This is a genomic window from Exiguobacterium oxidotolerans JCM 12280 (genome assembly GCF_000702625.1).
Taxonomy (GTDB): domain Bacteria; phylum Bacillota; class Bacilli; order Exiguobacteriales; family Exiguobacteriaceae; genus Exiguobacterium_A; species Exiguobacterium_A oxidotolerans.
In genome coordinates this window covers 619177-630680 of the sequence record NZ_JNIS01000001.1, presented here as the reverse complement: position 1 = coordinate 630680, position 11504 = coordinate 619177, and the positions used below count along the sequence as shown (strand labels likewise).

Below are 11504 nucleotides of genomic sequence, written 5' to 3'. Positions count from 1 at the left end.
TTCACGGGAGAGGCACTTGTTTTTCGTTATACTACTCCTTGAGTGAATTAAGCTAGTTCGAAATCTATCAGAAAGAGCGTGATACTAATGGTAACGCAACCACCCTTGATTCTTGCTTCGGCGTCTCCGCGCCGGACACAGCTTTTGGACCAAATCGGAATACAGCATGAGGTTCGTCCTGCTGACGTCGTCGAAGAAGCGCCCTATCCGATGGCGCCTGCCGAATACGTCGCCTACTTATCCGACAAAAAAGCCCGTGCTGTTGCACAAACGGATGAAATCATTCTAGCGGCTGATACCGTCGTGTCGATTGACGGTTTGATTTTGGAAAAACCGCTCAATCGTTTAGCCGCAAAGCAGATGTTGCTTCAATTATCTGGTCGGACCCATCATGTCTTGACGGGCGTGACGATTGTGATGAATGATCACGTCGAAACGTTTACCGTGACGACAGAAGTCCGGTTTGCCAAATTGTCGCAGGACTGGATTATGCGCTACACGGAGACGGATGAGCCGTATGATAAAGCCGGTGGATACGGCATCCAGGCGGTCGGAGGATTATTCGTCGAAGCGATTGCAGGCGATTATTATAATGTCGTCGGATTACCGATTCATCCGATTGCGAAACGACTCGAAGCATTCGGAATCAAGCCGGAATTTGCGTAACGCCTACTAAAGAGAGGTCGGATGCAGTGATTGAATTGCCGAAGGATATGATTCAACTAAAGGGGCTGACCCATGCGACGACAGTCGAATTACTAGCATGTCTCGTCCGAAGTGGAACGAGAAATCAATCGCCGCTTGAAATCGCGGAAGAATTACTTGATCGTCACCCCTCGTTGATTGAGCTTGAGGCAGCGGGAGTCGGAGGACTGGAGAAGTCACCCGGCGTCGGCAAGGCGAAGGCGCTCCAAATCATGGCGGGACTCGAGCTCGGCCGCCGGCTCGTCACAGAACCGAAGTGGGTCCGACCGGTCGTTCGTTCACCGGAGGATGCAGCGGAGCTGTTGTTAGAAGAGATGCGCCTCTACCAGCAAGAGCACTTTATCTGTCTGTATTTGAATACGAAAAATGAGGTCATTTCGAAAAAGACGCTCTTCATCGGAGGGTTGAACACGTCAATCGTCCATCCACGTGACATTTTCCGGGAAGCGATTCGTTGTTCGGCAGCAAGCTTCATCGCCGTCCATAATCATCCGTCTGGCGATCCGACGCCGAGCCGGGAAGATATCGAGGTGTCGGAACGGATGGTCGAGGCGGGCAGATTGATTGGAATCAGTTGTATCGATCACCTCGTCATCGGTCACGGACAATTTATTAGTATGAAACAACGCGGATTTATGTAAGAATAACGTCTGAGGGGGAAGTGGACTTCCTGACCTCAGGCGTTTTTGTGTTTTGAAAAATAGGTGAACTGTAAACAAGCTGTAACGTTTTAGCGCTTTTCTAAGAGTGCTTTTCCGTTATAATTAGTGGAGTTGTATTTTCAGAGAGGGGTTTTTTGAATAATGTTTGGATCATTTAGCCGTGAAATCGGCATTGACTTAGGTACGGCAAACACGCTCGTTTATGTGAAGGGGCAAGGAATCGTTGTACGCGAACCTTCTGTTGTCGCTTTCCGTACCGATACAGGTAAGATTGAGGCAGTCGGGAACGCAGCGAAAAACATGATTGGACGGACACCGGGCAACGTGACGGCACGACGGCCGATGAAAGACGGCGTAATTGCTGATTATGAAACAACTGCGACGATGATCAAGTATTTCATGGATCAAGCGTCGAAGAAAAAAGGATTGTTCTCATCGAAAACGAACGTCATGATTTGTGTGCCAAGCGGCATCACGTCAGTCGAAAAACGTGCCGTTGAAGATGCGGCAAAACTTGCTGGCGCGCGTGAAGCCTACACGATCGAAGAACCATTTGCAGCAGCAATCGGTGCCGGTCTTCCAGTATCTGAACCAACAGGATCAATGGTCGTCGATATCGGTGGCGGAACGACGGAAGTCGCAGTCATCTCGCTTGGCGGCATCGTAACGAGTCAATCGATTCGTGTCGGTGGAGATGAAATGGATGAGTCAATCATTCGTTACATCAAATCGAAGTACAACTTGATGATTGGTGAACGGACGGCCGAGACACTCAAGATGACGATCGGTTACGCACGAATCGATGAAGAGTCAGAAAACGAAACGATGGAAATTCGTGGTCGCGACCTCGTCACAGGTCTTCCGAAACAAATCGAAGTAACGAGTGCAGAAATTTGCGACGCGTTATCCGATACGGTCGATGCGATTTTAGCAGGTGTCAAGCACACGCTTGAACAAACACCGCCGGAACTTTCGGCTGATGTCATGGACCGCGGAATCGTCTTGACAGGTGGCGGTGCGCTCCTTAAAAACCTTGATTCTGTCATCGAAGACGAAACACGCATCTTGACGCTTGTTGCTGAAAACGCACTCGATTGTGTCGCAATCGGTACAGGAAAATCACTTGAGATGATGAATGTCCTTCGTTCGAAATCAGGCATCTCACAAAAAAGATAAGGACGGGATGAGCGATGAAGCGATTTTTAAATAATCGAAAACTGCTCATCACACTCCTTAGTTTTCTCCTTTTGGTGATATTGATCGGTATTTCGTTGCAAGGGCGTAACCAATCCCACTGGTATCAAAGTTTTGTCCGTGATACCGTCGGGGTCGGTCAACGTCTTTTCGCGACACCGATTGGCTGGATTGATGATACGGTCACTTCGATTACAGAAGTGCGTGACGTGTATAAGGAAAATGAGTATTTAAAATCACGTTTAAATGACTATGCGGAAACTTCCGTCAAAGTCCGTGATTTAGAACGTGAGAACAAAGAGTTAAAAGATATGCTCGACCTGGGTGGCTCGATTCGCGACTACACGTTACTTCCAGCTGAAATGATTGGTCGAACACCGTCCGAGTGGCAACGTTTCGTGACCGTGAACATCGGCGAACAAAAAGGGGTCAAGTCCAATATGGCCGTCGTGACGGCAGATGGATTGATTGGACGTGTCATTCAGACGAGTGCCTACACTTCGCTCGTTCAGTTGTTATCTGACACGAGTCGTACGAACAATGTTTCAGCTGTTGCGGACGATACGAAAGGCAAGGGTGTTTTCGGAACGATTGAAGGATTCGATGAGGAAACGAACTTGTTGAAATTCACGAAAATTCCGAATGACGCGAAGTTAAAAAAAGGGCAGATTGTCGCGACATCCGGTCTCGGAGGAAAATATCCAAGCGGTGTTGTCATCGGCAAAATCGAGGAAGTGAAGTCGGATAAATACGGTGCTTCGAAAATCGCATACGTCAAACCGGCAGCAGACTTCGAACAGTTTGGTCACGTCTTCGTGATTGAACGAGAGGCGGAGGAACCTTTCGCTGAGACCGATAAGGGAGGGGACACTCGTGAATAACGTCAAGTTGTTTTTCGCCGTGTTCCTTCTTTTTATCTTGGAAGGAACGATTTTTGCAGGTCCGCTCGGTGACGGGTCGCCGTATGCGGTCCACCTGACTTTGATTGCCTTAATGTTTCTCGGACGCTACGGCAAAATCGAACAGGCACTTGGTTTCGGCTTAGTATTCGGTCTGTTGTATGACTTCGTCTATTCCGATATCATCGGTATTTACTTATTTGCGTTATCTGCCATTCCGCTTTTTAGTAGCTTCGTGCTAAAATATGTAAAGGAGAACGTATTGACGATTATCGTCACCTTTACGTTCAGTGCCTTATTATTCGAATTTGATATTTATTTCTTTACGGCTTCGGTCTTAGGTGTCGATGTTCCGTTTACAGAACTGGCGACACAAATCATTCCGAAGAGTCTCATTGCACAGCTGATCGGGATTATCATTCTGTATTATCCGATGACCCGACTCGTGCAATCCACACTTGACGAGAAAAGAGGATGAGTCATGATTGAACGTAAGCGTTATGTAACGATGAAAGGTCATCGTGGTGGCCTTGCCGTTTATGTAAACGAACGGTGCAGTGTGGATGAATTTCTTGACGACTTAGAATTGACGCTTGCCGATAAATCCGTCGAGAACGGACGCGCCGTACCGATTACGTTCTTCTTTGGGCGACGTTACGTCGACGAAGGTGTCGTGACAGCGGTCGAATCGATTGTCGGACGACATGATTCTTTTTCATTCAACGGGTATGACAGTGAGTGCCTGACGAAAGATGAAGCAAAAGCATTATATGGGGAACGGACCTTCCACTATTTTGGTGGAACTGCTAGGAGTGGTCATGTCCTTGATATTGAAGGGTCAATCGTCGTCATCGGTGACATCAACCCTGGTGCTGTCGTCCATGCGACTGGAAGTATCTATTGTCTCGGAGCATTAAGAGGGACGGTTCACGCCGGTAAAGGTGGCAATGATGAAGCGGTCGTCGCCGCAAGTGTGCTACAACCGAAGTGGATTTCGATTTCTGACCTCGTCCATGATGAACCGGATGATGCACCGGTACCGGCCTTAGAAATGGGTTGTGCGTTTATAGGAGAAGCGGGAATTGAATTTTCTCGACTCCAAACCGTTCCGCTTGCGCGGATGGATCAGTTTGCGATCGATAGTGAAAGAGGGTGACAGACATGGAACAAGTGAAAGAACAGGTACATAGAGATGCCAAAACGAACGTCGGGCGGGCGATTGTCGTCACGTCTGGTAAAGGTGGCGTCGGGAAAACGACGACGACTGCGAACATCGGAACTGCGCTCGCATTGATGGGCCACTCGGTTTGTCTCGTCGATACGGATATTGGATTACGTAATCTCGATATCGTACTTGGTCTCGATAATCGGAGTATCTATAACATCGTCGACGTCGTGACGGGGCAATGTAAGTTGCACCAAGCACTCGTGCGTGATAAACGTTTTGAAGAGATGTATCTGTTGCCTGCTGCCCAGTCTAAGGACAAATCGTCCGTCACGCCGGAACAGGTGAAAGCGATCATTGACACGTTGAAACTTGAATATGAGTTCGTTTTAATCGATTGCCCTGCTGGAATCGAGCAAGGATTCATGAACGCGATTGCCGGAGCGGATGAAGCCGTCATCGTCACGACACCGGAAAAAGCCGCGGTTCAGGATGCAGACCGAATCATCGGCATGCTCGAACGGTCGGAGCGTGAAATCGTCCCGCGTCTCGTCATCAACCGTGTCCGTTCACACATGATGGCATCAGGGGACATGCTCGACATCGATGAAATCATGCGTATCTTGTCGATCGACCTGCTCGGCTTGATCGTCGACGACGAAGAAGTCATCGCGGCCTCGCACCGTGGCGTCCCGGTGACGATGAATCCGGATAATCGGGCCGGACTCGGTTACCGGAACATCACGCGGCGGATTCTAGGAGAGTCAGTTCCATTACTCGACTTAAACGAACAACCGCAAAAAGGGTTCTTCGTGAAATTGAAAAAAATGCTTGGTATGAAATAAGTTAGGGAAAATAGACGAGAAGAGCTATGTTGCTTCTGGTCTATTTTTTTTGGAGGAATTCGTATGAAATGGATTAGTGAACAAACCCCGTCGCTTGAGCGTGTTGCGTTAGTTGAAGGCGGTCGAGTCGTCGAGTACCATGAGCGGATGCGGGATGAGATTCGTGTCGGTACGCTGCTCTACGCGAAAGTCGATCGGCTGCATCCGACGCTTGAGGCTGCCTTTTTGATTGCGACCGATGGAACACCGCTTTACTTACCGATCAACGAAACATTGGAAACGTTACGCCGTTACCCGGATGTCCCGACAATCGGTCAGGCTGTCCAAGTCGGTCAGACCATTCTCGTTCAGGTCGTCAAGGAAGGCACGGCACCGAAACAGCATAAAGTGACGCAAAACATCACCTATGGCGGACGCTATCTCGTCTATTTCCCGTATGGTCGGCGTGTCCGCTTTAGCCGGAAACTCGATCTCGTCACGCAGCAACAATTAGCCGAGCTGATTCAGACAAGTGAGATGGAAGGCATCTTGTACCGAACGGAAGCATCGCAAGCAGAAGTCGGTATACTCGAGAAAGAGCTGTTTCAGTTACGGGCCCGTCATGAACAAATGCTAAAGCAGGATAACTTAGAACAGGATGAATCATTGATTGTCCAGGAAGCGAAACGGCTCCCGTTCATCGAAGAAGCCTGTGTATCGAATCGAATGGAAAAAGAACGATTGGAGCAACTCGGATTACGCGTCGATCGTCCTGTATTGAAAGGACGGCTCCCGGAGATGGAACATGTCGACCAAGTCATCGAGAAAGCGCTCGAAAAAATCGTTTGGCTCGATGGCGGCGCCTATTTATTGATTGAAGAAGTCGAGACGATGACAGTGATTGACGTCAATAGTGGGAAGATGATTTCCGTCAAAGAGCAAAAACGGACGTTTGACCAAATCAATGAAGCGGCAGCCGGTGAAATCATGCGCCAATTACGTTTGCGCAACATCAGTGGCATGATTGCCGTCGATTTCCTGCGGGGCTCAAGTAAAGGGCAGACGCGTGTGACGCAATTGCTAAAGGAACGCGCCGCCCAAGAAACGAAGCAAATCGAAGTCTACGGTTTTACGAAGATGGGTCTTTGCGAATTGACGCGGCAACGGCATGGAAAATCGTTACTCGAACGGTCTGTTGCACAAGGGAAGCCGTCACGGATTGCGATTCACCGGCAACTCGAACCGAAGTTGATTGAAATTGCGACCTATGCGGAAGCAGCCGTCGTCCGCGTGCCGACTGGCGACTTAAGTCCGTTGTTGCTACAAGACGCACCGGTCGAGCTGTTAATTGTCGAAGGCGAAACCGGTATCTTATTTACGGGAACGAAGCAGGAATGTGAAGAATTTATCGGTCGTCAGCAAAAACAATAAGAACGTTATTGACAATAGTCAACTTCATTTGGTATTCTGAATAACGTTAGTTCGTTTGGAAGCACCAAATGACTACAACCGCACAGACCGGGTTTTAAAGCATCCGCTGCCCGTGATGGCGAGTCTGAGTTCCTAAGAGGAGGTGCACGTAATGTACGCAATTATTAAAACTGGTGGTAAACAAGTTAAAGTCGAAGCTGGCCAAGAGATCTACGTTGAGAAATTAAACGCAGACGTCGACAGCACAGTAGAATTCGGCGAAGTCTTGATCCTTGGTGGTGACGATGTTAAAGTCGGCGCTCCACTCGTAGAAGGTGCGAAGGTCGTAGCAACGGTCATCAAACACGCTCGCGCGAAAAAGATCACAGTCTTCAAAATGAAAGCTAAAAAGAACTACCGTCGTAAGCAAGGTCACCGTCAACCTTACACGAAGGTCCGCATCGAGAAAATCGAAGCGTAAGCCATGATACGTGTTAAGATTCGACGAGATGAAGCGGATTTGATTCGTTCCATCGAAGTGACAGGACATGCCGAGTTTGCTGAGCCTGGTCTAGATTTAGTCTGTGCCGGCACTTCAAGCGTGATTTTCGGAGCATACAATGCAATCGAGTCACTACTCGGGCAGGTCCTGCTCCTTGAAATGGCAGAACAACAAGAGGGTGGCTACTTTTATGTAGAGCCGTACGCTGACTTAGCACCGGATGTCAGTGAACGCACCCAATTGTTACTGGAAGCGACCTTGGTCCAACTCGGAACCATCGCTGAAAGTTACGGTGAGTATATCCAACTTGAACAAATATAGGAGGTGGATTCCACATGTTGAAACTTAATCTTCAGTTCTTCGCATCGAAAAAAGGGGTAGGTTCGACAAAGAACGGTCGTGACTCGCAATCGAAACGCCTTGGGGCGAAACGTGCAGACGGTCAAACTGTTTCTGCTGGTTCAATCCTCTACCGCCAACGCGGTACGAAGATTCACCCAGGTATGAACGTCGGACGTGGTGGCGATGATACACTTTTCGCAACTGCAACTGGTGTCGTTCGTTTCGAACGTCTTGGACGCGACAAAAAACAAGTCAGCGTTTACCCAGCATAAGTGATCGATGAAGCAGACTCTAGCCACTTTCGGGGGTTAGGGTCTGTTTTTTTAGGAGGGAACGACCGATGAAGGATGAGCAGGTACTTGATCTTTTAAAGACACTTCGTCACGAATGGTTGAATCGATTACAACTCGTTCGTTCGTATAGCGCGATGGGTGACGAGGCGGCGGTTGAATCGATTTGTTCAGTCTATCGCGAGCAAGCGTCACGAGAAGGACGCCTGACGTTGATTGAACTACCGAAAACAGCGCTCACACTTCAACGAGCGGATTGGACAGGCTTGACTGTCGAATATGATGTGATCGAGAAACCGAAGCAGATTGATGACGTACGGCTAGCGAAAATCATCGAGGCTGCGATTGATATGATTGAAGTGGGAGATGGAGAAGTATCCGTGACCTTCCATGAGGGCGTGACCATCGAGGTCTATCGGGATCTACTAGATATGTCGCGCCTTAAGAATCTAGTGACGCCGATGGAAATCGAGTCACAGACAGCCAATGAGTGTGTGATCGAAATTGAAAGTCTTCCTGTAGGGGAAGAGAAGTAATAGGAGGGATCTGACATGTTCGTCGATCAGGTAAATATTTATGTAAAAGCAGGAGATGGTGGACGCGGGCAAGTTGCGTTCCGTCGCGAAAAATATGTTCCAGACGGTGGTCCGGCCGGAGGAGATGGTGGGCACGGTGCTCACGTCGTTCTTGAAGTGGATGAAGGACTTCGTACGTTGATGGACTTCCGTTACAAACGCCATTTTAAAGCCGTTCAAGGTGAAAATGGAATGTCGAAGGGGATGCACGGACGTAAGTCGGAGCACCTCGTCGTTAAAGTACCACCAGGCACGGTCGTCTACGATGATGATACGGATGCAGTCATTGCCGATCTCGTTCATCACGGGCAACAAGCCGTCGTCGCTAAAGGTGGACGTGGTGGACGCGGAAACTCGCGTTTCGCGACACCTGCGAACCCGGCTCCGGAACATGCGGAAAACGGGGAGCCCGGCGAAGAGAAGTACTTGAAACTTGAACTCAAGATGCTTGCTGATGTTGGACTTGTCGGATTCCCGAGTGTCGGGAAATCAACGATGTTATCAATCGTCTCAGCAGCACGTCCGAAAATCGGAGCATACCACTTCACGACAATCACACCAAACATCGGTGTCGTCGAAACGGAAGACAGCCGTAGCTTCATCATGGCCGACTTACCGGGACTCATCGAAGGAGCAAGTGAAGGTGTCGGACTCGGTCACCAATTCCTTCGTCACGTCGAGCGGACGAAAGTCATCGTCCACGTCATCGACATGAGTGGAATGGAAGGACGCGACCCGGTTGAGGATTACAACATCATCAACAAAGAACTGGCAGACTATAACTTACGTCTGACGGATCGTCCGCAAGTCGTCGTCGCAAACAAGATGGATATGCCGGATGCAGAAGCGAACCTCGAAGCGTTCAAAGAAGCGTTCCCGGACCTCGAAGTCTTTGCGATTTCTGCAGCGACGCGTCAAGGATTACGTGACCTCTTGTTCCGGATCGCCGATCTCGTCGATGCGACACCAGAATTTGGTCTTGAAGAGCTTGAAGAAAAAGCCGCGACACCACGTGTTGTCTATGGTTACGAAGCACCAGAAGCTGGCTTTACGATTTCGAAAGATGAAGATGATTGCTTCGTCATCCAAGGACCACGGATCGAGAAACTCTTCACGATGACGAACTTCATGCGGGAAGAGTCGATTAAACGATTCGCTCGGACATTACGTCAAATGGGCGTCGATGATGAGCTTCGTAAGTTAGGTGCGATTGATGGGGACGTCGTTCGGATCCGTGACTTCGAATTCGAATTCATCGAGTCTTCGTTCTAAAAATCACGTAAATCATTCATTTAGGAAATGGAGTGTGAAATCATCGTGGACCCACTTCCCGCGATTCCGTTCATCTGGCTGCTCGTGTTATTGGTCATCTCAGCGTTCTTCTCTTCTTCTGAAACTGCTTTATCGAGCGCAAACCGCTTACGGATTTTGCATCAATCTGAAGAAGGCGACCGTCGTGCCTCACGAGCACTGCGCTTGTTCCAACGCTATGAAGAAACGCTGACCGCAATTTTGATTGGCAATACGATTTCGAACCTCGGTGTTGCGATGATTGGGGGATGGCTTGCGATGACGATGTCATCGGAGCCGTTACCACGCGTCGGCATCGTTTTCGGAACGTTCTTACTGATTTTGTTATTCGGTGAATTGATTCCGAAATCGTACGCACGGGAACATGCTGAAAAGTACGTCCTCTGGATTAGTAGTCCACTGCGCATGTGTCTGAGTCTCTTCAAACCAGTCGTCTTTCTATTCTTAAAGTTACGTCATGTTGCACTTGTCCTGATTGGTGCTGATCCAAAAGGACCGCTCGTGACGGAACAAGAGCTGTTGGCACTCGTCGACATCAGTGAGGAAGAAGGCGTCATGGATGAAGCAGGGGCTGAGCTTGTCCACCGTGCCGTCGATTTTAAGAACATTACTGTCGAAGAAGCGTTGACACCACGAACAGATATTCAAGCGATTGATATCGATGACAGCTTCGAAGAAATTTTACGTGAGGTACAAAAAGGCGGTTTTTCCCGTCTGCCGGTTTATAAGGACTCGATTGACCATATCATCGGTGTTCTATCCGAACGTGATTTCTTACGCGAGTTCGTCAAAAATGGAACCGTCGACATCCGTGAGTGGATTCGACCGGTATCCTTCGTCGTCCCGCAAACCCATTTGATGGATTTGTTACCTGAACTGAAAGTGAAACAGTCACATATGGCTGTCGTACTTGATGAGTTTGGTGGAACGGCCGGATTAATTACGCTTGAAGATATCTTAGAAGAATTAGTCGGTGAAATTTGGGATGAGCATGATGAATCACTTGAATATACGAAACAGATTGGTGTAAACCGTTTCGAATGTCTCGCAGAGTATGACATTGAAGATTTTTGTGACCAATTCGAATTGACGATGCCGGAAACAGAAGCCCAGTCGCTGGGCGGCTGGATTATGGAACGTGTCGGTCAAATTCCTGAAGTGGGCACAACGATGACATATGAGCGTGTCACGTTCACGGTACTTCATGTTGAAAACCGCCGTGTCCGAAAAATATTAGCAACATTCGTGTCTGAAGTTGCTGAAACGGTCGAAGAACGATCTTGATCGACTTGGAAGAGGTCTGAATACAACACGTTGATTAAAAGCCGATGATAAAAAAGAAGGGATTGCCATCTATCATGGATGTGCAATCCCTTCTTTCAGCGTGTAGACAAAGTGATATCTGAAAATAAAAGTGTCTTTTTTCGTTGCTTTCCTCGGGCGAGGCAGGACAGGGAAGCGCGAACTGTTGCTTCTCGATATCACATTTTACGTTTCATAAGAGTTTGTCTACAGTCTAAAAGTCGAAGAGGCATATGCAATCATCGCTTAAAAATCAAACGTAATGAAAGACGGTTCCGCCCTGTGCGCAAGAAACGCCGATGTTCCCGCTGTTATGCGGAGTC

At 48.6% G+C, this 11504-nt stretch carries 14 protein-coding genes and 1 other annotated feature; all 14 genes read left to right on the top strand.

Annotated features, from left to right (window positions below):
* The first annotated feature begins 87 nt into the window (after positions 1-87).
* The 14 genes from P403_RS0103315 to P403_RS0103250 all read left to right on the top strand — a co-directional run bounded on the left by P403_RS0103315 (position 88) and on the right by P403_RS0103250 (position 11163).
* Positions 88-666 carry a Maf family protein gene (locus tag P403_RS0103315; protein WP_029331056.1) on the top strand — a complete coding sequence of 193 codons (579 nt, stop codon included), beginning with the start codon at positions 88-90 and terminating at the stop codon, positions 664-666.
* Between the two features lie 47 nt (positions 667-713).
* The gene (radC, locus tag P403_RS0103310) at positions 714-1346 is read left to right on the top strand and encodes a RadC family protein (protein ID WP_200872410.1); all 633 of its coding nucleotides are present in this window, start codon (positions 714-716) and stop codon (positions 1344-1346) included.
* A gap of 162 nt (positions 1347-1508) precedes the next feature.
* On the top strand, positions 1509-2543 hold the full coding sequence (locus tag P403_RS0103305; RefSeq protein ID WP_029331054.1) for a rod shape-determining protein: 1035 nt from the start codon (positions 1509-1511) through the stop codon (positions 2541-2543).
* A 14-nt stretch (positions 2544-2557) separates the two neighbouring features.
* Positions 2558-3442 (top strand): rod shape-determining protein MreC, encoded by an 885-nt coding sequence (gene mreC, locus P403_RS0103300; RefSeq protein ID WP_029331053.1) that lies wholly within the window; start codon positions 2558-2560, stop codon positions 3440-3442.
* Positions 3435-3938: a rod shape-determining protein MreD gene (gene mreD, locus P403_RS0103295; RefSeq protein WP_029331052.1), complete on the top strand. Its 504-nt coding sequence runs from the start codon at positions 3435-3437 to the stop codon at positions 3936-3938. The genes mreC and mreD overlap by 8 nt, the downstream gene beginning before the upstream one ends.
* Positions 3939-3941: 3 nt before the next feature.
* Complete coding sequence (locus P403_RS0103290; protein WP_029331051.1) at positions 3942-4616, top strand: septum site-determining protein MinC; 675 nt, start codon at positions 3942-3944, stop codon at positions 4614-4616.
* A 5-nt stretch (positions 4617-4621) separates the two neighbouring features.
* Positions 4622-5470, top strand: coding sequence for a septum site-determining protein MinD (minD, locus tag P403_RS0103285; RefSeq protein WP_051667297.1), 849 nt, complete (start codon positions 4622-4624; stop codon positions 5468-5470).
* Between the two features lie 63 nt (positions 5471-5533).
* Entirely contained in the window at positions 5534-6880 is a 1347-nt protein-coding gene (locus tag P403_RS0103280; protein ID WP_029331049.1) for a ribonuclease E/G, read from the top strand.
* A 66-nt stretch (positions 6881-6946) separates the two neighbouring features.
* Positions 6947-7016: a sequence feature (ribosomal protein L21 leader region), on the top strand.
* A gap of 15 nt (positions 7017-7031) precedes the next feature.
* The gene (rplU, locus tag P403_RS0103275) at positions 7032-7340 is read left to right on the top strand and encodes a 50S ribosomal protein L21 (protein WP_012370978.1); all 309 of its coding nucleotides are present in this window, start codon (positions 7032-7034) and stop codon (positions 7338-7340) included.
* A gap of 3 nt (positions 7341-7343) precedes the next feature.
* Positions 7344-7682 carry a ribosomal-processing cysteine protease Prp gene (locus tag P403_RS0103270; RefSeq protein ID WP_029331048.1) on the top strand — a complete coding sequence of 113 codons (339 nt, stop codon included), beginning with the start codon at positions 7344-7346 and terminating at the stop codon, positions 7680-7682.
* Between the two features lie 14 nt (positions 7683-7696).
* Positions 7697-7975: a 50S ribosomal protein L27 gene (gene rpmA, locus P403_RS0103265; RefSeq protein ID WP_012370976.1), complete on the top strand. Its 279-nt coding sequence runs from the start codon at positions 7697-7699 to the stop codon at positions 7973-7975.
* A gap of 68 nt (positions 7976-8043) precedes the next feature.
* The gene (locus P403_RS0103260) at positions 8044-8529 is read left to right on the top strand and encodes a Spo0B domain-containing protein (RefSeq protein ID WP_029331047.1); all 486 of its coding nucleotides are present in this window, start codon (positions 8044-8046) and stop codon (positions 8527-8529) included.
* 15 nt (positions 8530-8544) lie between these two features.
* Positions 8545-9840 (top strand): GTPase ObgE, encoded by a 1296-nt coding sequence (obgE, locus tag P403_RS0103255; RefSeq protein ID WP_029331046.1) that lies wholly within the window; start codon positions 8545-8547, stop codon positions 9838-9840.
* Between the two features lie 45 nt (positions 9841-9885).
* Entirely contained in the window at positions 9886-11163 is a 1278-nt protein-coding gene (locus P403_RS0103250; protein WP_029331045.1) for a hemolysin family protein, read from the top strand.
* Positions 11164-11504 lie beyond the last annotated feature (341 nt).